General features: G+C 48.9%; 16 protein-coding genes. 2 read left to right on the top strand and 14 right to left on the bottom strand.

Translation table 11 applies throughout. The features are described 5' to 3' along the window. Nucleotides 1-11: 11 nt before the first annotated feature. The 6 genes from iolE to GA003_06115 all read right to left on the bottom strand — a co-directional run bounded on the left by iolE (nt 12) and on the right by GA003_06115 (nt 8220). Nucleotides 12-923 carry a myo-inosose-2 dehydratase gene (gene iolE, locus GA003_06090; GenBank protein QXD29537.1) on the bottom strand — a complete coding sequence of 304 codons (912 nt, stop codon included), beginning with the start codon at nt 921-923 and terminating at the stop codon, nt 12-14. A gap of 2 nt (nt 924-925) precedes the next feature. After that, nucleotides 926-2794 (bottom strand): 3D-(3,5/4)-trihydroxycyclohexane-1,2-dione acylhydrolase (decyclizing), encoded by a 1869-nt coding sequence (gene iolD / locus GA003_06095; protein ID QXD29538.1) that lies wholly within the window; start codon nt 2792-2794, stop codon nt 926-928. Between the two features lie 8 nt (nt 2795-2802). After that, a complete protein-coding gene (locus GA003_06100; protein QXD29539.1) occupies nt 2803-3642 on the bottom strand; it encodes a 5-deoxy-glucuronate isomerase in 840 nt (279 codons plus the stop codon). A 438-nt stretch (nt 3643-4080) separates the two neighbouring features. Continuing rightward, nucleotides 4081-4884, bottom strand: a complete 804-nt coding sequence (locus GA003_06105) for an alpha/beta hydrolase (protein QXD29540.1) — start codon at nt 4882-4884, stop codon at nt 4081-4083. A 391-nt stretch (nt 4885-5275) separates the two neighbouring features. Further along, the gene (locus GA003_06110; protein ID QXD29541.1) at nt 5276-6301 is read right to left on the bottom strand and encodes a hypothetical protein; all 1026 of its coding nucleotides are present in this window, start codon (nt 6299-6301) and stop codon (nt 5276-5278) included. Continuing rightward, nucleotides 6301-8220: a hypothetical protein gene (locus GA003_06115; protein ID QXD29542.1), complete on the bottom strand. Its 1920-nt coding sequence runs from the start codon at nt 8218-8220 to the stop codon at nt 6301-6303. The genes GA003_06110 and GA003_06115 overlap by 1 nt, the downstream gene beginning before the upstream one ends. 175 nt (nt 8221-8395) lie before the next feature. Between GA003_06115 and GA003_06120 the strand changes: the two genes are divergently transcribed. Next, nucleotides 8396-9172, top strand: a complete 777-nt coding sequence (locus GA003_06120; GenBank protein ID QXD29543.1) for a sugar phosphate isomerase/epimerase — start codon at nt 8396-8398, stop codon at nt 9170-9172. On the opposite strand, the gene GA003_06125 is transcribed toward GA003_06120, so the two are convergent. From GA003_06125 to GA003_06145, 5 genes are all read right to left on the bottom strand, one after another. Next, nucleotides 9169-10368, bottom strand: coding sequence for an aminotransferase class III-fold pyridoxal phosphate-dependent enzyme (locus tag GA003_06125; GenBank protein QXD29544.1), 1200 nt, complete (start codon nt 10366-10368; stop codon nt 9169-9171). The two genes, GA003_06120 and GA003_06125, sit on opposite strands and share 4 nt — an antisense overlap. Before the next feature lie 165 nt (nt 10369-10533). Further along, entirely contained in the window at nt 10534-12537 is a 2004-nt protein-coding gene (locus GA003_06130; protein QXD29545.1) for a heparinase II/III-family protein, read from the bottom strand. A 3-nt stretch (nt 12538-12540) separates the two neighbouring features. Continuing rightward, a complete protein-coding gene (locus tag GA003_06135; GenBank protein QXD29546.1) occupies nt 12541-14406 on the bottom strand; it encodes a hypothetical protein in 1866 nt (621 codons plus the stop codon). 69 nt (nt 14407-14475) lie between these two features. Then, nucleotides 14476-14883 carry a hypothetical protein gene (locus tag GA003_06140; GenBank protein QXD29547.1) on the bottom strand — a complete coding sequence of 136 codons (408 nt, stop codon included), beginning with the start codon at nt 14881-14883 and terminating at the stop codon, nt 14476-14478. Between the two features lie 149 nt (nt 14884-15032). Then, nucleotides 15033-16616 carry a hypothetical protein gene (locus GA003_06145; GenBank protein QXD29548.1) on the bottom strand — a complete coding sequence of 528 codons (1584 nt, stop codon included), beginning with the start codon at nt 16614-16616 and terminating at the stop codon, nt 15033-15035. 173 nt (nt 16617-16789) lie between these two features. On the opposite strand from GA003_06145, the gene GA003_06150 reads away from it, so the two are divergent. Further along, on the top strand, nt 16790-18898 hold the full coding sequence (locus GA003_06150; protein ID QXD29549.1) for a sodium:solute symporter family protein: 2109 nt from the start codon (nt 16790-16792) through the stop codon (nt 18896-18898). A 72-nt stretch (nt 18899-18970) separates the two neighbouring features. Here the strand turns inward: GA003_06150 and GA003_06155 are convergent, their stop codons facing one another. From GA003_06155 to GA003_06165, 3 genes are all read right to left on the bottom strand, one after another. Continuing rightward, nucleotides 18971-20017, bottom strand: coding sequence for a LacI family transcriptional regulator (locus GA003_06155; protein QXD29550.1), 1047 nt, complete (start codon nt 20015-20017; stop codon nt 18971-18973). Nucleotides 20018-20139: 122 nt separating this feature from the next. Further along, nucleotides 20140-21129, bottom strand: coding sequence for a Gfo/Idh/MocA family oxidoreductase (locus tag GA003_06160; protein ID QXD29551.1), 990 nt, complete (start codon nt 21127-21129; stop codon nt 20140-20142). Nucleotides 21130-21314: 185 nt separating this feature from the next. Next, nucleotides 21315-24677 carry a TonB-dependent receptor plug domain-containing protein gene (locus tag GA003_06165; protein ID QXD29552.1) on the bottom strand — a complete coding sequence of 1121 codons (3363 nt, stop codon included), beginning with the start codon at nt 24675-24677 and terminating at the stop codon, nt 21315-21317. Between the last annotated feature and the right edge of the window lie 165 nt (nt 24678-24842).

The raw sequence follows: 24842 nt of genomic DNA on the forward strand, positions 1-24842 counted from the left end.
GGTTTAAGAAATTATAATCCTGTTTTGTCTTTCAAATAACTGCGTGCCATGGACGCATATTCCTTAGGGTTGGCTTTTTCCGGATCCTGTTCGGCTTCAATGACGAACCAACCGGTATATCCGTGATCCGCAAGTCGTTCCAGAAGTGGAGGGTAGTCGACGCCGCCTTCGGGATCTCCTGGTACGGTATAGACTCCGGCCCTCACGGCCTGACCAAAGGATAGCCTTTCTTCTCGAACTTGCTGCACGATGTTTGGGCGCACATTTTTCAAATGCACGTGTGCAATCCGATCGATGTATTTTTCCTGAACACGTGCCGGGTCAATTCCCGCGAACGCTAAATGCCCCGTGTCGAATAACAGGTTTAACTTACTTGTGTTGGCCATGAGTCCGTCCAACGCAGCTTCCGACTGAACGACCGTTCCCATGTGATGGTGGTAGACGGCAGGAATGCCAGCATCTGCTGCCAATTCACTGAGCCTGTCCAAACTCTGATAAACTCGCTGCCATTGTTCCCCGGACAGGTCGATCAGGTCATCACCGAATTTCAAAGGCTGCGCCTCGTCTCCATGAATGGCATTGCTGCATTCAGCAAGGATGACCACAGAGGCATTCATAGCTTTGAGGAAATTCAAGTATTTGAGGAAGCTCGCTTCCTCTTCTTTGTAGGGATTTTCTCCGAAGTAGGTGCTGTGCCATCCTCCGACGAGTCGGAGATGATGGGCATCCATGAGCGGGCGTAGCTCGTCGGGGTTTTTTGAATACTTATTCCCCACTTCGGTTCCGGTATAGCCAGCCTCTTGCATGTCTGCAAAGCACGACTCTAAAGGAATGTGTCCACCCAAATCCTGGAAGTCATCATTGCTCCAGTTAATGGGATGAACCCCCAGGGGATTCTGTAATTCCCGAAATTTATCCCGCATACTCAATAGTAGAACTTCTGGTTCTTTTTAGCTTCTTCGTAATTACGGTGAGATTCCTGAACCTCTGGGATACTAGAACTGCCAGAAACTGGAACCTCCCACCATGAGTAGCCTGGAATGTTGGATTCACGGCGAATTGGCACGTAGATCATTGTGGTTCGTGTCTCTTCCTTGGCTTTGCCCAGCGCGTCAATAAGAGCCTCTTCGCTTTCAGCCCGATAAACCTTGGCACCCATACTCGCCGCATTGGCGCAAAAATCGATTTCAACAAACTCACCTTCTAGGCGCTTGCTATCCTCTTTGCGGTGACGGAATTCATTTCCGAAATCGGTTCCACCGCAGCTGGTTTGTAAACCCCTAATGCACTGGAAGCCATGGTTGTCTAGGAGGACGACCGTAATCTTCAACCCTTCCTGAATAGACGTCAGAATATCCTGGCTCAGCATCATATAACTTCCATCACCAACTAACGTGTAAACTTCGCGATTCGGATCGGCCAGTTTAACACCCATAGCGCCAGCAATTTCATAGCCCATGCAGGAGAAGCCGTACTCAGAATGATAGTCTAGAGAGTCCTTGGAATTCCACAGCTTATGAATATCCCCTGGGACACCTCCCGATGCGTGAACCGTGGTTGAGTTTTCATCTGCAAACTCATTAAGAATATGAATGACCTCACTTTGGTAGAGAGGGCCCTCTTCATTATCGGGATGCACGATATCGGCGTGAGTGGTTTCCCACTCGGCTTTCCAGGATGAGAGATTTTCAGAGTAGTCATTAGCGACCGAATGGCCGGCCAATGCAGCGGTCAAATCCTCCAGGACCGCGCGCGCATCGCCAACCAGTGGAAATGCCCCATGCTTGTGCGCGTCCATCGGATTGACGTTGATGGCGATAAAACGCACGTCGAGATTTTGAAACTGCGATTTGGATGCAGTAGTAAAGTCAGATAGACGAGTGCCAATATTGATGACTAAATCGGCTTCGACCGCAGCGCGGTTGCCGGCCAAGTTACCTGTGGCACCGACAGCACCCAAACAAAGAGCATGACTTTCCAGCATGGATCCTTTTCCGGATTGCGAGACAACAACAGGGATGCCACTTGCTTCCGCAAAAAGACGCAGTGCCTCTTCAGCTTCTGAGTAATGAACACCGCCACCGGCTACGATAAGGGGTTGCTTCGCTGCTTTGATCTGGCTGATCGCTTCCGCCAGTGTGCTTTTCGCCACTGAGTTGCGGTTTAGATTATAAATCCGTTTTTGAAATAGGTGAACAGGAAAATCATAACTTTCAGCCTGCACATCTTGTGGCAAAGAAACAGTCACTGCACCTGTCTGGGATGGATCGGAGAGTACTCGCATCGCTTCAGGCAAGGCAGTCAGCAATTGTTCCGGACGGTAAATGCGATCCCAGTATTTGGAAACGGGTTTGAAACAGTCATTCACCCCTGAGTCTTGAGTATGAGGATTTTCCAGCTGCTGAAGAACGGGACCGGGAATGCGGCTTGCAAAAATGTCACCTGGTAGAAGCAGGACAGGAAGACGATTTACCGTGGCGGTAGCAGCTCCGGTAATCATGTTGGTGGCGCCAGGGCCGATGGAGGATGTACAGGCTAATGTGCCGAGTCTACGACGCGCTTTGGCGAACGCCGTGGCCGAATGAACCATGCACTGTTCATTTTTACCCTGGTAATAAGGGAGGTCTGTGCCCCCATACTCTTCCAGGGCTTGTCCCAATCCTGTTACGTTACCGTGTCCAAAGATTCCAAATACACCATTCACTAGCCGATGCTCTTGGTCATCTCGAGCGATGTATTGATTCTGTAGAAATTTTACAATGGCTGCTCCTACTGATAGTCGTTCCGTATTCATAACTTTCCTTAATCTTCTTGGGGTTCCCATCCTTGGTTGGTCGGGTCGAGCGTCCAGGCATGGTCTTCAGTAAACTCAAATCCGGTGTAGGGGTTGCCTTCCAAGTGACGGATCACCCACATATACCACATGCCATAGCCAGGTGCTGATACCTGAGCATGGTCCAATTGCGGAGGGATGATCATCGTATCATTTTGTTGTACTTTGAAAACAGCGTCTCCTAATTCGGCATGTCCGTAACCTTGGGGTTCAGTAAACCGATAGTAGTAAATTTCCGGTTGATCATGGTGATGGGGTGGGTAACTCGACCATCGGCCCGGGTAGTTTACGACTTCACCAATGACCAGGTTGGATTCCGGGTTGTTCTCATAATCAAAAATCAAACGAACATTTCGTCGGCAGGCATCCTGAACCTGTCCCGCTCCTCTATATTCGGGAGATAGGGTCTCAGGAGTGAAGATGCGCACATTGAGTGACTTGTCGTTGTCTGTTCTGGAGATCGCCCACTCAGCTTCTTTCCCTAAGTTTTCGATCTTCAGTTCGGTGTTGGGACCTATGTGAATCCCAGAAGGTGCTTCATCAAAAATCGACTTGCGACTGAGAGAGGCGCTTTGGTCTCCGGCGCTTACTTTGACTTCGCCACGTAAGAGGACCCATACTGATTCTTTGGAATGGCTCTCTTTGATCGTCTCGGCAACTTCCTGGACACGAATCCCAAAATCAATTCGAGTATCAAGGCCTCCGACTTCGGTATCTCCGGCAGCGGTGACCTTGTTGTAACCGGAGTCATAGGGCTCAGCCGGGCGAGGGATAAAGTGAGAAGCGAGGTGTGCGTTTGAATGTTCCATAGAGAAGTGAAAATACGGGATCTTACTGTCCCAGAACTAATACCAAATCCATTTTCCTGTAAACGTTAACATCTAGTATTTATGCTGTGTCCAACCAATTACAAAAATGGATATCCGTTGAGAGGGATGGATATCATTGGGACCTTCTTTAGTATGACTTTTTAAGGACCAACTGAGGCTTTAATCCATGTTTCTCGATGGGCGTATCCGAATTGCAAAGCAGAACGGAAAACTCATTAGCATAGGCGACGTCTTCGATATCGCGAGCGAGTTCGGCATTATAGGACGGCAATAGAGCATCGTTCTAAGGTCGACTGGATACAATTGGCCTGGTAAGGTCGATGCTCTCATGAGCGCCGCTACATTTTGTAGCCACGATCGTGTTCACGACCGAAGGGAGAAGGCCTGCCAATTGTGGATCAGTTGTGTAAGAAGGAACTAATTTGCCTTCAACCAGTCGAGTATCCGCTGGTTGAAATCTTCCATGTGCTCAAAGTGGAATGCATGTCCAGCATTGTCATAGAAGTAGGTGTCGCAGTCAGGAATACCTCCTGAGACTTCCTCTGCCATCCACATGGGAGTAAAGATGTCGTCCTTGCCGCCGATCACCAGGCACTTCTGTGAAATATTAGGAAGTTGATCTACTACGTCGTGAGTGGTGCAAGCTGCTGCCTGGCCTGAGAGGCCATGTAAAGGTTGTGGATTGGGAGAGACTCCGAAACCGGCGCGACCTTCCAGCAAGCTGGCGTAGGCGTCTGCATTATCCCAGAAGGGTTTTGTGAAAATCAATAGTTGGATCCACTCCATGAATTGTTCTGGGCTCAAGTGGGCAAAGCAGACTTTCATGTGCTCAAAAATCGACTTGGCATATTCATCGCAATGAGCCCAAGGGCACATCAATACCGCACTCTTCACTTTCTGAGGATGGCGCAGGCAAAGTTGCTGAGCGATGATGGATCCCATGGAAACGCCAACGACTTTTGCTGACTCGATTCCCAGGGCGTCCATGAGGCCGGCGTAGTCGTCAGCCATCATCGCGCTGTTGTAATCGCCTTCTGGTTTATCGGTCTTACCAATACCACGATTGTCGACCATGATGCAGCGGTAATTCTGCTCCCAATGACCTGCGTGTGCCTCCCAAACAGCTCCAGGGGCGGTGATCCCCATGATTAAAATAAGCGGGTCACCTGAACCGCTCTCTTCGTAATACATTTGAATTCCGTTTGTTTCGACGTGAGGCATAACTAATTGATTCTTGGGTTAAAGTGTTTCTTCGATGTTCAGATTTGAGCACGCATCAACTGAGAAGAATCCGCAGTTTGCTGAGCCTGTTTCGGCGGATCAATACTTAATTGGTCTGAAAGGATTTATTGATTTTTGGATAGTGAGAAAAGGGTAGGGAAAGAGCGTCCCGAATGGCACTGCCTTAAGGCACATTTCGATAAATTCGTGGGCCGTTTATCTTCCAATGGGTCAAACCTTGAATCGGTTGACTTCGCAAGCTTCGTCAAGATTACAAGGAATGACCCCGACGCCGGTTTCGTATTAAATGATCTTCATAAAATACGCTTAAGGTAGTGCCATTCAGAGCGGGGACGTGGACGCTCTTGCCCTACCTGTCTCAGAAATTACTTCACTTTAGTTTCACCGACTTGGGTAGAAATCCGAGATCGAATACATAGGCTCCATCGAGATCAGCATTTGTCCAATTAGAGCCCATATCATCTGTATAGAAAGTTCCTTCTTCGAACGTAGATGCCCACAATCTATGAGGGATATTGGAATCAAAAACAACTGAAGTAATGTTACTGGAAGGGAATTTAGAGCTTACTTGTTTCCAAGTCCTACCGCTATCGTTTGAGAGGTGAACGCCAGTCGTCCAGCCACCGGCTGCCAGATTTGCATTATTATGAGGATCCACTGCGACACCATATACGTTGGCTTTCTTCAAGGCTGGTGCAGTAGCTGCCCAGCTTTTTCCATCGTCCTTAGAAATCCAAACGCCTTGGCCTTCGGTGCCTGAGATCCAGAAATCTGGGTTTTTCTCATCTCTTCGAAGCCGAAGCGCTGCCACTTCGGGGAATGATGTTATGCGGTCCCAACTGGCTGCCCTGTCATTACTCTCAAACAGACCGGTCGTCGTGGCCAGTAGCAAGCGGGTAGTATCCCTATGATCGATGACAATGCCTTTCGAGAAATATTCGGGCAGTCCTTGATTGGATGCCTTCCAGGTATCACCGCCGTCCGTTGATATTATCACCCCCCAGGCTGTGGCTGCATAAACGAGCCTACTATTGTTTGGATTAATGGCGATTTGAAGAACGTCACTCTCACGCCAACCGGTGGTCATTCTCCAGGTCTCGCCTCCATCTTGAGAACGGACAATGCCGTTTCCGCAGGCCAAAAAGAGGGTATTAGAATCGGAGGGGTCAACCGTGGCACTGCTGATCATTTGTATCTTTGGGCCTAAACGTTTCCAACGACTGCTGTCCTTTTCATACATAAGAATACCGCTATCGGTAGGAATCGAGCTGGCCTGCTGAGCCTTGGTCATGATCATTGCCACGAAAAGATCCGTTTCTTCGGCCGGTTTTTCTGCACAGGCCGTGAAAGTCAGCGCTGCAATAAAGGGAAATAAAATGGAACGGGATAGTTTCATTAGTTTGTGGAGAAAGTGGTGCTGCTGGTTACGTTTTTGAAATCGAGGTGGTAGCTTTCCGCCCCATGCTGAATCTTTAGCTGCTCGCTTTCCCGTTTGGCTTCAGAGAAGGGGCCTTCGAACAGGGGCCAGTTCTCATAGTCTACGGTGTCGCCGTTTATGACAAAAGGTCCGTCATAAGTGGCCTGTAGGCGTGTGCCGCCTAGTCCTGTGAGCTCAACGGTCGGTTTCGGGTCGAGCTTGAAATCTAAGGGAAGCTTCACGATGGCTTTTTTGAATGCATCAATTGAGCCGAACTCTGAAACCGGAGCTATTTGAACGATGTATCCATTATTTAAAGACTCACTGACATAGAATTCACTTTCACCGGCTAGCTCGGCAAAGTTCGTGCTTACGAAACCACCTGCTCCACTTTTTAGGAGTCCTGTCCAATCGACCGGTCTCCATTCACCAGGGGCAAATGGACGGTAGGCAATGTAGACGGGGCCACCTTGAGCGAACATCCACCCTGAGCTATCCTCGCTGCGGTGGTTGAGCGCGTCGGTGAAAAGAGTCTGGATGTGTGGAAATCGGTTGTCTTCAGGAATTGAATACAAGGCGATTAAGGTCGATTCGTGTTGGTAGATCCGTTCGTAGGGGGAACCGCCCTCGAGTTTGTCGGGAGAATCATAGTCCACCTTGGATCGAGCGATCAGGTCGGTCACCGTATCCCAGTCGGATACAAAATACATGGTTCCTTCCAGTGGGTTGGAGTAGGGCTGAATGCCAAACATAGTGTTGGCGGTTTCGAGGGCATTGTCATCGCGCCACTTGAGGCTCCAGGTTTGCTGCTGTATGGGTTGAAGTATGCCACCGTGGGAAGATCCCAAAACGTAGTCGGAGTGAACGTAAGTGTATTTATAAACGGGTGTTGTGATGCGACCATCGACTTCGAAAGCATGGGGTCCAGCATTTCGCAGTCGCCAGCGAGTGCGCTTCAACTCTTTCTGTACATAAGCCTCATCGCGGTCAGATGCGATGCGGTGGAGGATTGCGGGTGGTGTGTAGCCGCATAGTGAGAGGATGATGTTCCCTCCATTATACTGCACTTCACTTTGTCCCCAGAATAGCCAAGCATGACGGGTCGCCGCTGTTAGCGCGGGTCGCATGACGTAGCGTGGGTAAAGACGACTGTGAGCTCCTCCGTAAAGGCCATCCAGGTTTTCGGCTGCAAAATCTAGAATGACATAGTCGAGCATCATGCGGCTCAGTTCCCGTATCTCTGGATCTTCCGCCCATCCGTATAGTAGCCCCAGAGGACGTAAGTATTCCTCGATGTAATTGGGTGAATCATACTCGCCTTGCCCGTAGGAAGTGGTGACCTTGATCCAGTCTTTCAAGAAGTCTTTGGCCTCGGCCATATTCTCCTGGGCCGACTTGCCATTGTACCAAGCTTCGGGGCCAGAATCTGGCCACATCTGACAGGCGAGATAAATACTGGCGTAATACATGACCCAGTGGTTTTCCGTGTCACCTCTGAAGGGGAAGTAAGTCCGCCAGAGCTCCTTCATAAAATCCCAGTCTTCATCATTCCAAACATCTTGACCTGCATACATGGCCAATACCATGGGGTGCATCCAAAACATACTTCCCGAGGGAGGATTGTTGACGGTGCGAAGTCTTTCCCTTGCCCACTCTATGTTTTCCCCTTCTGAAACATTGGCTGCAATAGTCCACAGGCTTCCGCTCATAGGGTCGTCGGGTGTGGTAGTTCCAAGGTAGTAGTCGATGGTTTGCTTGCAGCGATCTTGGAATGCGGCAATGCGGTCTGCTTCACTGGGCCATTCGTTTGCTATGAGCAGATTGCTTCCGCAAAATGATAAACTAACAGCGCTGAGTAAAAGGGTTTTCCGTATCAGGGATCTTAAGGAATAGAACATGAGAAATATTTAGGGTTGAGCATGGTTGTTAGGACTCTTTGAGCAAGAGAAGATCTTTGACCACACTCTGGGGGGAGTCTGAAAGAGACTCTCCAGACTGCACGTGCCGACGCGCTTTATTGTAACTATTGGCATAGCTAGACAGATTGACCAAATCTATCTCATCGTTCACGGCATGAAAACCGGCCTTGTATCTATCAGTTTTCGAGAACTCTCTGCCCAAGAGATCATCAGTCTAGTTGCCGAACATGGGCTTCAAGGTATCGAGTGGGGTGGTGACGTGCACGTGCCTCATGGAAATCTGGACGGGGCTCGTGATGTGGGACGAATGACTAGGGATGCGGGACTCGAAGTTGCTTCCTATGGATCCTACTACCGCTTTGCCGATTCTGATCCGTCTGCCGAGGATGAAGGTCCGTCATTTGAAGCTGTGCTGGAGACGGCAATCGAATTGGGCGCTCCGGCAATACGGGTCTGGGGTGGATCGAAAGGCCCTCACCTTATGAAAGGTGATGAGTATTCCGTCTTTTGTGAAAGGGCGCATGAAATAGCCGATATGGCTGCTGGAAGGAATGTCCGAATCGATTTTGAGTTTCATGAGAACACCATCACTGAAACGCCTGAATCTACCGTGGAGCTGATGTTGTTGCTTCATCATGATAACTTAAGAACTCTCTGGCAGCCACCTTTGCAGATCTCAGCTGAAAAGCGATTGGAAGGACTCAAGAGGGTTCTTCCCTGGGTAACAAATGTGCATTGTAATCATTTTGCTCAGGAGTCATGGCCACATGTCCAACCCTTGGCGGATGGTGAAGAAGAATGGAACTCATACCTAGAAGTTCTAGCTCAGGATCGATTGGAACGATGGGTTCTAATTGAGCTTGTAAAGGACCATGACCTGAACCAGTTCCCGAAAGATGCAGCTGCACTTTCCGGTTGGTTGTATTCTTAATAGATCTCCTTGATTGCTTCCCTCATCGCTACCAATGTTTCATCAATATCCGCTTCTTGATGAGAGTAGGTGATGAACCACTGGTCGTTGGCAAAGATTCCCTTGGTATAGAGTTTGTTGAAAAGATTACGGTGGAGTTCTTCTGCTTTTTCTCTAGCAGGGCTGAAGTCGATGACCGCTCCCTGATCGACGCCGATCGTTGTGGCTGGAAAGTCGGTCTCTTTGAAAATGGATTCGAATCCCTGTCGAAGCATTTTCCCCATTGATTGGATATGAGCATGCACCAGTTCTGATTCAAAGATATCCATGGTGGCACAAGCCGCTGCAAGGGAGAGGGTTTCTCCTGCATAGGTAGTGGTGATGATCGTCTGGTCCAGTGTGTTCATCCATTCATTTGTGCCAGCGTATGCGGATAGCGGGTACCCATTTGCAATTCCCTTGGCATAAGCGGCCATGTCGGGAGTCACGCCAAAGAATTCAACTCCACCCGCTTTGCCCAAACGAAAACCGGTAAGGACTTCATCGAAGATCAATGCGGTGCCATGTTCGGTGCACCTCTTTCTAAGATGTTCGATGAAAGATGGGTCGGGATTTAAATGCCATTCATGTGGAACGGTGATTGCAGCAGCCAAGTCAGGGCCATGGTCCTTAAACACCCGGTCAATGGCTTCTATGTCGCCATAGCCGATTTCGTGTACAAATTGCTTTAAGGTTTCAGGGACTCCCGGTTTAGGCCACTGAAAGGCAAACCAGTCATGGTAGCCATGGTATCCGATGGTGAGGATATGGTCGCGCTGGGTTTTACTTCGAGCCAGGCGAACGCAGCAGGTGCAGGCATCTGCTCCCGTTTTCATGAATCGAATTTTATCGGCCCAGCCGAGCGTGTGAAGAATCTTCTCTGCGGCTTCCGCTTCCAGTGGACTAGACATGCTGAATAGCGTTCCCAGTTCCATCTGTTTACGAACCGCTTCATCGACCGCTTCATATTGGTATCCCAGAATGATGGGCCCCAAAGCCGCACGGTAGTCAATATACTCCCGCTCATCCAGATCCCACATGCGACAGCCTTTGGCCTTCTTAATGAAAGTGGGTCGCTCTTCTATTCCATCATGTCCGTAGCGCTTGGCATTGGTCTGCGAGGCCCAGGGGATAGTGCGCAGGGCTCGTTCGAGGTGTTGTTGGTTCTTTGAGGTCACTCGGAATTGATGCCGGAGCTTTGTTTCAAACTGACAACGGCGTATTTATAATTAGTTAACCACGAATGGACACAGATGAACACGAATTGCTAAAGGATAAAGTGACTGCGTTGTATAAGATTCGAGTCTATTCGTGTGCATTCGTGGTTAACTCCTTTTTATAGTTTATAGTATCGAAACTCGTGGTTCTCGGGTTGTGGTTTTTATTTCAGCCGCGAAGTTGCCTGTGGCTAAATTCCAGGTATTACCGGATTGTTGGAGCTGGATAGTCGGGGCGGGTGACTTGGCGCCCTCGGTGGCGACCATTACGGTTAAGATGTGGTGAGTTACGGCTTCCTTTGAGTGGACTTCAATACAGGGGAAGTGACCGACTTCGGTATCAATCTCGAGTTTGGCTTCTCTTGGAGCTGCTTCGTTATCCGAGGCGACTAGACCATGAAGTTGGGCGTTCGGACGTGAAATGGTGAATCGTTGTCCTTGGGCACTCACAACACCATTGCCATCCGCATTGTCAGGATAGAAACGAGCGTCGACCGTTTGTGGGCGATACCGAAATCGTACCTGATCCATCACTACAAGCACATCGGGCTTTGCGAAGAGGACCGTGCGAAGCACTTGATGGGCGTGATAATTGTCGAGTATGTACGAGGCACTGGCATCACTGGTCCACCAGACATGGTCGCCATGGTCTTCGTATTGAAGAATGTTTGCATAGGCTTTGCTGTCGTTGGTGCCTTCCATGCCATCGAGGTAAGGATGCCCTTTACCATCTAAAAGCACGGCGTTATGCGCTCGAGTAAATCTCATTTTCCAGCCTTCATGCCGCCGGTCGTAGGCAGCACCTACATGGTCATTCAAAAGACGTTCGCCGTAATTCTTCCACATGACATGATTGCGATCGGCATGCTCATGATTGGCAGGTCCTCCGCTCTTAAAGGCAACGATGGAATCTTTGGCTTCCCATCCACTGCGGCAGATGACCCAGTTCAGATCGTTAAGAACGTTGAGTATCTTTTTGCCAGGTGGCTTGGAAGCTGCTTTGGGATCATACCAGAGTATGTCGAAAATCCAGACAGGATCGCCGGCATGGGTCGCCGCATAGCCAGCAAGCGGATTGCCGCTATATTGGCCAGCCAATGTAACGGCACCTGGGTTTACACTGCCACGTGAATCGCTGAAGTTGACGACGTCAGGCGTGCCATCGGCTTTTTTTCCGAATTGCATGTACATGATGTAATCTAGCATGCCATCCAAGTTCACATGCTCACCCCAGTCGATGTCACCAACGAGCTGACTATGCGCATGAATAAACGGCATGGTCGTACGCATGGAATAAGAGAGGTAGCTGATGCCTTCGAAAAAGGAGCCGTCCGGACTAAAAAGGTCCAGAAACCGTTCGGTGCTCTTGACCGCGGTTTCCAGCCAAAGCTCAGCGCGATCATCGATGCCTTGCAAGGCGAGCGCGCCCAGGCCTAACGCTCCTGCAGGTGCTGCTCTCAAATTGTTGGCGCCAAGTATCATGGGCCATCGGTCCATATTGATGTCATAGTAGCCAGCATGCTGTTCATCAAAATCCCAGCCTTTCACCGTCTCTGGATGATCCATGTCGTAAACGGTGTTGTAACAGGGAGCGCAGCCTTTGTCGGCGATCGCTTTCATCAAGCGCTTGTCTAGGTCTTCACTGATCTTGTCCCCCAGTACTTCCCGCGCGATCAGCAGGTGAACCGCGGTAAAGGATGCCCGTTGGATGCCGACGATTTCCGTTCCGCCATCACGAAAGTAATCCCAGTAGGGACGAGCTATCATGACTTCAATACCATCCAATATCGATTGCTCACGTTCTTTGTTTGGGTTCACCAGATACACGGCCAGGCTATCGTCCATGGCGCGCATGGCGGTCATCAGGTCACGAATGATTTCGCCCGTCTCGCTGAACTTGGCCATTGCTTCATTCAGAACGGAGGGATCATTAGCGGCCCATTTGTCAAACAGCGGTTTTAACAAAGGCGTCTTGGCGTTGGCACGGATACGCGGAAGGTCTGACTCTTTGAAAAAGAGGCGGATACGTCCGTTCGATTTATGATGATTGGCCGAGAGTTTCGTTAGGGGTGATAATCCGGCTAGTAGAGCGGTTGTACCGCCGATGCGAAGCAGTTCACGTCTGGTCATGATTTAAGTATCTATATGAGTGGTGGTAGAAATGTGATGTCTCATTGCATAGAGACGCACCGATTTTAAAATGAGTAATCCGATGCCTACAGCGAGTGCTCCGACTATTCCGTTGAGCCATCCACCGTCGGTAAAGGTGGGAATGGTAAGGACCAGAAGTACCGCTCCCAGACCGATGGAAAGTATGCCCATGATCTGGTAAGCTTTAAGACCTTCTGGACCAACTTTGTGATCCTCGTCGGCATGGGCGGGTGTTTTGAGATCCTGTTCAAAAGATTCGACACGGTCTTTAAATGAGCCTTCTCGTCGGTTTAAAAATGCTGATCCAACAAACACGATCGTGCAGGCGAAGAGTCCGAGCAAGGCATTGAGTTCGTAGCGAGTAAGATCGAATCCGAACCAACTGGCATTCATGTCGGAGAACAATATATTCATCACTGTGACTGATTTTCCGGACTGGATCGCTGCGGCTACGCCAATGCCTAAAACGGATGCTACGCCAACTCCCACTGAAGCGATTGCTGACCACCAAGGTGTGCGCGTAAATAGGATTCCAAGAAAGACTGGAACGAAGAGAGTGATTTTGTAGAGAGATTCGGCCTTCATATAAACGTCGAAGGCTCCGCCGTATTTTTGAATGTTAAAGGCAATCCAAATGGCTATGACTCCGAGCGAAGCTACGACGAACTTACCGACCCACAGTTGGTTTTTTTCTGTGGGTGTGTGATTGCGGACTTTCTCTGAGATGGGCACAAAAACATCTTTGGTTAATACTGCGCCTAACCAATTAAACGTCGTATCGGTAGAACTCATGGTGGCAGCGAAAATGGCCGCTGTTAGAAGGCCCAACATGCCATGAGGCAGAATAGCCAAAGCTAGAGTAACAAAGGATGCCTCTTCAGGTTTTGCCAAGTTCGGCCACAGTTCTCCAATATTCGGGAAGAGAATGGGTGTTACCAGGATAGGAATGATCCACAGCATCGGCATGATCATGGAAAGACCACCGGCCCAATAGGCCATTTTCTTGGTGTCACGCTCGTCGGCGACGCTGTAGTAGCGTTGAGCAATGTGCCAATTCACATTATAGCCAAAGACAATGTAGATGAACCAGGTAGGCCAAAAGAGCAGGGGCTTCCCATCGAGGTTGATACCGAAATAACCTTCGGGCGCTTCACTGAATAATCGTGTGATTCCTTCAAACGGGTTTCCTCCACCCAAGTGAGAATAGGCCAAGGGGGTCATGATCAATGTGATCAGCAGTACGATGATGAATTGCACTGCATCCGTAACCATGACGGCCCACAAGCCGCCCAAGGTTGTGTAGGCGACTATGACCAGGCCTGTTACCAGCATCGTCAGTTGAAATCCACTGCAGGTGATGGGGCCCAGGCTATATATGGTTTCACTGATCCCCATCGCGGTAGAGATGAAGATACAGAGGGTATAAATCATGATTCCTAGCACAAGTGTGTTGGGCACGACTGCTAGGAGGGTGTAAAAGTAAGTGGTGCTTTGTGAGTAGCGCCTGGTCAGAAACTGCAATGGAGTATCGAGACGTGTGCGACGCCACCGAGGACCAAAGACCCATGCGCCGATCAGGTAAGCCGGCAGGGCCATGCTAAACAGGAGTAGGGCGCCTCCGCCATTGCCGTACGCGATGCCGGCAGCTCCCACGAACATAAAGGCCGAGAAACCGGAAATAAAAAGCGAAAGCATCGACAAACGCCAGGGAATGCTGCCACCTCCTTTGAAATAGTCGGCCGTACCCTTATTAAACCGAGCTACGTAAAAGCCCACCCCAAGAACGGCCAGCATGTATAAGCCGAGCACAGTAAAATCGAGGCCGTTGAGAAAAGTCAGTTCGGGCATTGTGTCCACTCCTTATAGAAGCGGAAGGGCTTGGGGCGGGGGACCTTCCCGGGAGTTTATGGTAAAGCCTTAATTTTCTTCAGGAGGAGAGAAGGGGAAAGGCTCTTCGTTTAGAAGACTATCAATCGCTTTGTTGAATCGCTCTCTTGCCAGGTTGGTTCCTGCGTAGGTTAGATGATTATCGTCCAGATAGTAGACCTTTCTACCTCGACCTGTTACAACCATCTCCTCCTGTAAAAAGAGGTCTGCGATAGGAAGATAGTAGTATTGGGATCTTGAATCGATATACTCCGAAATACTCGAACGTACGTGATCCCCTCGTTCCTTATAGTAGCTTGGCCACAGGATAGAACCATCCTCTTCGGGGTGCTTATTTAGGAAACTGAAGAACTCCAGGAAATTTCGGTTTCCCACACGGGGTAATGATGGAGCAGATTCTACCAGAACTACCACTATATTTCTCAACACAGATTTCATTTCGATATCAACTATGTGGAATAGTCACTAACTTGTTTTTTGTGGGTCTGTCATAATTGTGCTTCGGTTTGCAATGATTCCGTGGATGAAGATGAACTCTTGCACGATGGCTTGCCACTGCAAGCTCTGCAAATGGAAATCGTGATATATTAGGTAAAGGTCACTTTCAATCTGGTCGTCTTGTCGACGGTTGTCTGACTTCGGATATAGTTGCTTGTACCTACTAAAAACTGCTCAAATGGTTCACTCTTCCCTTGTATTTTAAGATCTTGTACGGTTGCCCGTTCTGGGAGTAGAAGGTGAAGCTGAACATCGGACTGAGCTGTTTCGATCTCGAGATTGATGCCGTTGGCAGTTTCTTCGTACTGGTAAGCGAACTGGGCGCCCGAAGCTTTGTAGCCCATAGAGCATTTGGCGGAGGTCACGCCTGCGGCGGACCAACGCGGACAGAGACGAACGGTGTCGAGCATGCGGCCTTGGTCCTGTATGCCGACCAAACCTTCCATGAAGCCATGAAGCATTGAGGAAGAACCCCAGCCATCGGTCGGCATTGCGTCGGGGCTGGTACTATTATCGATAGAGGATGCTGTACCATCTGGGAAATACCAGAGGAACGTTTCGTCCTTCTCTTTGATCATGGAGTAATACTGGCGCAACGTTTCGACGCCGATTTCTTCGAATCCATTTTCCAAATACGCACGGGCAAGTTCGCCACCGACCAAAGGCATAATACCTCCATTGCAATAGGCTCCAGGGACCATTTTTTCTTCGCCGAACGCACCGTTTGGAAAGCCGGGATGGATGGAGAACCACTCGGCGAAAGATCCGGTGGATGATTTACGGTTTTGATATTCCTGGAGGATGGATTGTGCCTGATCCAAGCTCGTGACACCGCGATTGATATTCATGGGATTGGAGAAGCTTAGTTGACTCGCTTCATCCAGACCCGGAATATCCATCTCTGTGATCTTGACGAAGTGAGTGTAGAATTCGCCATTCCAGCAGAGTTTATTCATGCGATCTTTGAGACCTTCCGCGAATTGCTGCCAGTGGGTTGCTTTATCTCTGTTATCGAAACGGGAGAAAAGACGAGCTAACAAATGGCATGCCTCATAGTAGCCGCTGTTGTCCCCATGCATGATGCCCCAGAAGGTATTGTCATCGATTTGGAATTGAAGCCAATCGTGTTTGCCTGCGGTATAAGCAAAATCCCATGAATCAATGGTGTAGGCTCGTTTGACGAGCTGATGCTTCTCATCCCATCGACACGGATGGGTAAAGACATAATTGAGGGCCGCTTCCAGTGAAGGAAGGAGTCCTTGGACCCAGGCATCATCTCCCGTCGTTTGCCAGGCGAGGTAGGCTGCTTTGACGTAACGATATTCAACATCGGCCTCAACCGGTACGCGCACGTATTTGACCCAGTTCTCCCTCTCGGTAGGGGCTGCTAAGGGTTGGTCGGTGAAAAAATCAAAAATTCGTCCGTTCTTTGCCTGAGTCTCTGCAAAATGGGTGACCGCGGAGGTCATATCTTGCTCAAAGTGACGAGCTCCACGAATGATATCGCTGTGATCCCGCAACCAGATGGCGGGACAATCTGGAGACCGGTATCCATGAACGGGTACGCCGTCGATCACCATGTCCATGGTGTCTTCTTTGAGGAACGCTTCTATGCGGGGGTAAAATTCATCGAATTCTGGACGACCGGTGGAGATGTGGGTAAGCTTAGACATGTTAGCTGAATGACCTATATAAATTGTAACATTAGAGTGGCAGGATAGAGTAGTGGGTCGATTCTGCAAAGGAGTTTACGGTATATCGAGACAGACGTTCCGGTTGGATAATGGGCATTGCATTATTCCTTATCAAACTGTTCGGTTATCTATCACCTTACCCCGTTTGCTGAATGGAACTATTTGGACTGCATATTCTCGATATCATTGTATTGATTCTCTACTTGGGGATTATCCTCTGGTTAGGCAAAAAGGCGGGCGAAAATAACCAAGACACGGATGACTACTTTTTGGCGGGTCGTTCATTAGGTAAGTTCTACCAGTTTTTCCTAAACTTTGGATCCTCGACCAATTCAGATCAGGCAGTTGCTGTAACCCGTGAAACGTACCGACAAGGCGCGGGAGGGATGTGGATCCAGTTCCTGGTGCTATTTATTACTCCCTTTTATTGGTTTACGACACTCTTCTTTCGTCGGACACGCGTGACCACACTGGGTGATTTCTTTACCGAACGATTTCAGAGCCCTTTGCTGGGAGGTAGCTTTGCCGGATTTACTCTGATTATGGCCTTTATTGGTGGAGGATTGGGCTATATGGTGGCTGGTAAGACGATGATGGCATTGACGCCAAAGCCGTTTGAGGCGCTTTCCCACGAGCAGCAGGTAACCGTAGAGGAATTTGAGGAGTATCAATCACTTTCCAAAGTCTCATTTTCGGATAGGACGGTTGAGCAGGAAGCTCGCTATGATGTACTCTACCAAAAGAATGTAAAGGGTGAGCTGAAGTCGTTCTATTCCTACACGAATCCCGTTGTTTTTTATATTTTCTACGGGTTGGTGGTCGCGATCTATACCATTATGGGCGGATTTCGGGCGGCAGCTATTACCGATGCGATTCAAGGTTTTCTGATCATTATATTTTCTGTACTGCTCATTCCATTGGGGTTAAATAAACTAGGTGGCTTTAGCGGGCTGCATGCGGCAGTCCCGGAATTTAATTTTGAACTGTTTGGTTCGGTTACGCTGAGCGAGTATGCCTGGTATACCATCATGGCCATGTTCTTCTCAAATTTGGTGGCGATCGTTGCCGTGGCTCAGAACATGCAAGTGGCCGGTTCGGCTACTACAGAGCAGGTTGCCCGCTTTGGAATGATCGGAGGTATGTTTTTCAAACGTTTCCTCATGCTATTCTGGGTATTGGCCGGATTGATTGCTTTAGGGCTTTATGCCGGCAAGATTCATGATCCCGATCTAGTGTGGGGAGTGATGAGCCGTGACTTACTGTTGCCAGGGGCAGTGGGGCTAATGTTGGTCGGGATTCTGGCAGCCAATATGTCTACTTTGGATGCTGGATCCGTCTCCAATTCCGCGCTTTTTATTCGTAATATTTATCAGCCATTGAAACCGGGGTTGTCCGAAGCGCACTACCTGACAGTTGGTCGAATCACTATCGCTGTCACTCTGCTCGGTGGTATCGGCGCAGCCGTCTATATCGATAATCTTCTCGATATCTTTAAATACTTGATCACTATTCCCGCCATTTTTGGAGCTCCTATTTGGTTGGGATATATTTGGCGGGGATTGACGCGGAAAGCGGTCATGATTGAGGTGGTAGTCTGCTTTACCATCTTGGCGGTTATTCCGAATGTATTTCAGAGCTGGAATTGGGCCCGAACCCATGAAGCATTTCTTGTCCAGACAGATGGATATGCCGAAGGATATAAGACTCCTGCAACGGCCGTGGATGTGACCGCAGGACGTGCAGCCGAAGTGGGCGACACCATCATGAAGGAAATTCGCGTGGAGCCTAGAGGTATCTTTTTTGAGAGTGTAGCCCGTGTTAATCCTGAGGACCCGAATTCACCTCTCATGGGCTTTGGTCGCTTTGAGGCTGAGGTCTGGGTCATGAGTTGGTTAGGAATCGATTTTACATCCTGGAAGAAATCTCAACTCGTAGCGGTTCGTTTCTTCTTCAGTGCCTTCTTTCCTTTTGTGATTCTGTTCCTGGTATCCTTTTTTACGAAACCGGCAGATAGAAAGCACCTGGATTATTTCTTTGGAAAAATCTACACTCCGATTCAGAAAACGCCTGAAGAGGAAGCCGCGGCGATTGCACGGGTGGCCGAAAATCCAGAGCTCATAGCGCATAGAAAGATGTTCCCTAACAGTAATTGGGAGATTGCGAAACCAACCAAGCTCGACGTAGTGGGGTTTGGTGGCAGTTGGCTCGTGGTAGGCTTTGTGGTCTTCCTGCTATGGTGGATGGTGAATTTGGGTGGGTAGGGCGTCTTCGTTTCTCCTACATCGATTTAAAAAGGGTAGGGCGACCTCGCCGAGAGCGCCGTTTCAAATACCCTAACTCGCCACAGCAGCCTTATTCGGCAGTTGTGCACTGGCACCATCTTTCCACTCTCCGCGAATCAGAGTTACTGCTGGATTCTCGGTTGGCCCCAGGCTTTCATGGGCCAATTTGGTTTTCAGGATGTCGATGGCTGTAGCACCGATCTTCCTGTAGCCAATGTGAACGTGTGCAATGTCGTCCGTAATTTCTTCAGCAGGTCCTAGGGCGGCAAATGCGATGTCTTCAGGGATTTTCATTCCAGCTTCTTTAAGCCAGCGATAATGATCCATGTTGGAGCTGTATACGACCTCAGGTTTGTTTTCCTTAACCCAGGACAGCAAATCATCCTTGTCTATACTTTCCTGAAGCAACGGGGGAATACGGTCTGTTTCCTCAATCCCTTGCTGATACCAAGTGAGGTAACAATGGTAGAGGTGGTTGGAGCGCTCATCCTGAGCTGTGGTCTCGCAGAAGCCTATACGATTGAACCCTTTTTCTTCGAGATTAGCAATGCCGACGTGCATGGCTTGATAGAAGTGGGGGTGAACCTGGTTGAAACCTAGCTTGGCAGCGACTGAGCACGTGGCTACTCCTTCAAAATCATCGTGAGGAAAGGAGAACACGTCTTTGAGCTCTTCCACGGGGAGAACTACTACACCACGAATGCCTCGGGTTTCCAAAATTTGCACCATACGCTCTTCACGCATATTGGGTTCGTGGAGCCAGAAATCTTCAGTCTTAAAGCCAAGCTCTTCGGCATGTTTGATGGCTCCTTCTCTGATTAACTTTGCCTCGGCTCCGAATTCTTTAACGGGATAGGGTTTACCGTTCAGTAAAGCAATGACGGGCTCTTCCTTGCTGATATCGCGCTTCCGAAGATAGCGCATAAGTTCAGTCAAGTTGGGATCAGGAGTGTAGCCTTGTCGGAGCGCGATTTCCTTAATCCGTTTGCGCGTTTCTTCAGCGACTCGCGGATGGTCACGCAGAGCCATTGAGACAGTCATCCGACTGACACCTGCTTCCTCGGCAATGGTTTTGCATGAAGGTCTTTTGGGCTTCATCTTGAAATTGTAGTTTGGTTAGGACCTACTTCGCAGGAGGCGGGTAAGAACTATAAAAAGGTTCGGTTCAGCTAATGGTCAAGGGGAAAGCAGGAGGTGGTTCGCTTATGAGCTGCAATTGGTCATGGTATTTCAACCGTTTGTCGAGTTTCATGGGATTGACTGACTGCATCCAGTACGACCGTGCCTTCGAGGGCTAGTTCCGGTGGAGTTTGAAAGGGTTTTCCGTCCAATAGGTGGTTGGCAATATCCTCATAGATGTGTGCTTCGTCGCCAAATTGTTTTCCAGTCAGAGGATATTCCTGAGTTTCGATTTCTTCAGGGGTGTTTGGGTTGGCCTGTTTGACGGTAACGGTTTCGCCGTCTGAAATGATAGTGCCTCGCTTACCTTGAATAATAAAGCTGGGGAAACGATGGACGGATTCTGTGAATTCTGCGATTCCTCTCACACTGTTTTCAAACTCAAGAACCGCCAAGAAATTGTCATCGGCGTCGCCAGCATTTATGACCTGCTGGAGTTGGCCGAACACCCGCTTCACTTTGCTTTCTGCCAGACCAATGATGGGTTGAAGGATGTGCATTCCCCAGTTGAGCAGATAGCCACCTCCAAATCGTTTCTCAGTTTGCCAATCATCTCGATACCGAAAATCAGAATAATAACGTCGGATGAGAAATACGTCTCCAATTACGTTCTCCGCCAATAGTCCTCGGATACAGATGTAGTCGGGAGCCCAATACATAGGGATCCAGGGGAAGATCTTTTTTCCGCTTGCTTCTTGAGCTGCGATCATCGTGCGTGCTTCCTCTTGGTTAAGAGCCCAGGGTTTAGTGATCACGGTGTGTAACCCTGCTTTAAGGCAATCGCAGACAATGTCTGCATGGGTATCCGAACGAGTAACAACACTGACTATGTCCAGTGACTCCTCGCGAATCATGCTATGGTAATCGGAGTAGGTCTTACAGTTGAGCTCTTTGGCGGCTCGTTCGCGGTTTTCGGTAGCAAGATCGCAAACAGCAACAATTTCAAAACGCTTGTCTGATGATAGGCCATAAGCGTGAGACAGTCGTCCGCTAATGCCATAGCCGATAATGGCTGCTTTTATAGGTGCCATTTAGTTTCTATTAAAAATTGAATGTGTAGGAGGGGAAGCCTCTTAGACCGATATTGATTTCAGTCAGATGTATCTCGGTGAATATATACTGATGAAATATAAAAACTGATGGTCTATAAAACAACCGGCCCCCAATAATGGGGGCCGGCTACCTAATAATTTGATGCGATTAATAATTAATCAAATCAGAACTCCAAAGTACCGGTCAGGCTGACCAATCGACCAGGAAGGAAGCGGTAGAGCTTCGTGCTATCTGGGTTTACGTAGATTGGAACAAGATCGTCGTTACCGAAAAGATCTTTGATGTTCAGCTGAATTGTGAGGTCGTATTTGTCACTCAACTGATACTCAGACCGGAAGAACATGTCTACAAAGTCCATGCGTGGAGCATAGAAAGGTCTGCTTGGATCAAGCGCGTAGTTGCCAAAGGAGTTCTGTGAAACCCCGAAGCTAACACCTGCACGATCCTGCCAACGATATCCGCCACCCACAGTGAATTCACCTAGGAAGCCTGGAATCATGTCGTTGTCGCGACCGAAACGGTAGCTAGTGTTGAATGAGGCCCGGTATTTGCGTTGCTCGATAGAAGGAATGCCTTCTTGGGTAACAGCTTCAGCGACTGGATTTACGATACTATTTTGTGCTCTTTCAGCGAGAGTCTCGGTAGAATCGTCATCAATGAAGTAGTTTTGTGCAAATGAGCTATTAACCCAGTTTGGAACCACGAAATCTTCAACGTAATTGCGAAGAACAGGGTAGATGTTTGAAAGAACAGTTTCCTGTTTTCCAACATTCAAGACCATCGTCCAGTTCTCGTTTGGATTGTATGCAATTTCCAACTCGTTACCTTCAGCAGTGAAATCCTGTGTTCCAGTGTCACCGGAATTACGGTTGGAGGTAGCTTCAGCATTTGCCCAATCAGGAACAAATTCGTTCAGGTCGATGACTCCTTGTGGGGGAAGTACTGCTTGTGCGTCACTGATTCCGAAGCCTTGAGCGATGTTGTCCGGATTGTCCAACTGACGTGCTAGATTCAATAAGATTCCTTCGTTGGCAGAAACACCACCTTTGTCGAAGGAATTATTGAGAATGCCAGTTTCGAACCAGTTCAAGCGAGCAACGAACATTCCATCTCTAGCGGAAAGAATAATACCTTTTTCCTCAGTAGAACCTACAATGTCATCAACAGATCCATTCAGGACATCTACGCGTCCACCTCGAGGTTGGAAGTTGTCAGACTCTGACATGTATACAGATAGCTCATTCCCATCGCCGAGAAGATCTTCGAACATATCGGTGATGTGCCAAGTCGCACTCCAAGAAGCACTGTCTTGGTTTGCATCCTCTGTAAGGTCAGCGGATTGTGGCCCAGCCAGGAAGGTCGGATCGTTCGTGTCGTCGCCTTCACGTGTGATCCCGGTTCCTCCAGGTGCACTGATTGAAGTTGAGCGCAGACGGTCTGAACGCCAGGCTCCCATAACAACCACTGAGTTATCCCAGAAATGCTCCTGAGCAACGATCACCCGAGAATCCAACTTTTCAAGACCTTTGCCAGCGTAGAACGAGGCAGGGAAGTTGTTGTTATCATCCAAGTTGAAGGTAGTTGCATTGAAGTTTACGAATCCATTAGCGCTCTCACTCCAACTATGCCATGGGACATTTTGGAAAGGACGATCGCGTGCTTGACCAAAAGGAACTGCCCCGATGTTGGCGCCTTTCAGGTCGTTGATTGAAGTGGCACCGAGGTAGTCAATGCTTGAATTATGAGGTAGGGAGTAAATGGAACCTGTACGGATTGAAGCCCAACTAATGGCTGTATCGCCTTCCAGGTTGGAAACCACTGCAGCTGGATCAATTTTGTAACGTCCATAGGACTGCAAATCTTCAACTTTGCGTTCTTGATATAGTCCTGTGATCTTTAGGCTTCCAAGAATGCGGGTCAGCAGACCGTCTTCAAAGAAATCTTCAGCATGAAGGTCAACAAACGCTGTTGCGCGAGTTGAATCTCGATCTGCAGCCAGGTTGTTTCCTTGCCACCAACCGCCGATAACTGGCGTTCCAAAATTTGGATTCGGAATAGGAGGGCCATCTGCTTCGCCATTGGTTGTTCCGATCAAATACATGTTCGGGTCAATGTATATGGTGCGTTGGCTAAGACCTTGCAAAGGATTGGATGATTTTGAGAACCAGTCCTGTTTGAATGTCGCAACTTCGAATCCAACTTTGTTGTCCCACCAAGTGCCTTCTAAAGAAGCATTGAATAAATCCCAATCAGAGTTTTGTGAGTGGGCTCCACCCGTATAGAGGTGATTCTGGTAGTCAAAGATGCTGCGGTCGAGAATCTGACTTCCTACAAATCCACCTGCGAAGAACCCTGAAGTTCCAGGTGCAGCTTGTGCGCCGTTCGGGTGGTATCCCCATCGACGGATAGAATTCTCTCGGACGCGAGGTTGGAAAAGCATCATTTCACCAGTTACATCTCCACCAGGAGCACCGCGGTTTCTGCGAACGAAGGTGTTACCTCCGAAAAATGGTTCTCTGTCTGTAGTGTTGAAGTAGCTTACAAAACCACTGGAAGTTCCAGGTGCAGCTAGGTCGAGCCAGCGATTGTTTAGAACTCCTTCCACAAAATAACCCTTGCCACGCCAAAGGTCAGAACCCTGTGCGCCGCCCATGGAGATAGGTTTACCCATTTCAATCCATGGTGTGATACCATCGTTGGGTGGAGTGTAGTCAGGATTTGCAGAATGCTTGTCTCCCGTTTCATAACTCATGTGGAAGCGCAAATTATCGCTGATGTCCCAAAGGAGCGATGCATAAATGCGTTCGTCCTCTCCGAAAGCTTCTTCTTGGCGATATCTGTTATCAGCAACTAAACCAGCTACCATGATAGAAAGCTTATCTTCGATCAAAACATGGTTGTAGCGGAATGAGCTGCGAAATGAACCATTTTGGTCAGTGCGGAAACGAACACGTCCGCTATTGCCAAACAGGTTCGCGCGAACGGTGGTGTTGTTTACAATACCACCTGGGCTACCGATTCCGAATAAAGCGGAATTAGCGCCACGCTGAACAGCGATACGGTCAGTGTTGTACGTGTCAAATGCAACGTCTGTGATAAAGTAATCACGAGTCAAGTCGGCTGCTGCCAGACCACGAATCCGAGTGTTACCACCACGAGGACGGTCAGTTTCACCTTCAGGAATCAAGCTACCGGCTGTTGATTGGTAACCAGAGAAGTTACCGTTAGGACCGGAAACTTCAGTATTCGGGGTGAAGAGGAGCACATCCATCATGTTATCGGACGCCGTGTCCTCGAGGAACTCCTCGTTCACAATAGAGATAGATGCTCCAATGTCTCGGAGGTTTGTGTTCAGGCGAGTTCCAGCCAGTGTCGAAGTGGCACTGTAACCAATGTCACCAGTTTCATCCACCGTAAAAGGGGATAAGTCATATACCTCTTCTTCCTGTTCCTGGGCGTTCAATCCTCCAAAGGGGATCAAGGCTGCGGAAAGGAGCCAGAGTGATTTGTAGTATCGTTTATTCATAATCAATCGAGTTATTAGGATTATGCCTTGTATTATCTTAGTAGAAGGTCGTTTGTTTTGAGTTCTAGTTGATTTGTAAGGTTTGTTTGGTGAGGGCCATTAAGCATTAATGGCAAGCGCTGAAACCAAGCTCTTTTGGGATCTTCGCGTGTATCTGTGAGGAGC

The sequence above is a fragment of the Opitutia bacterium ISCC 52 genome (assembly GCA_014529675.2).
GTDB lineage: Bacteria > Verrucomicrobiota > Verrucomicrobiia > Opitutales > UBA2995 > UBA2995.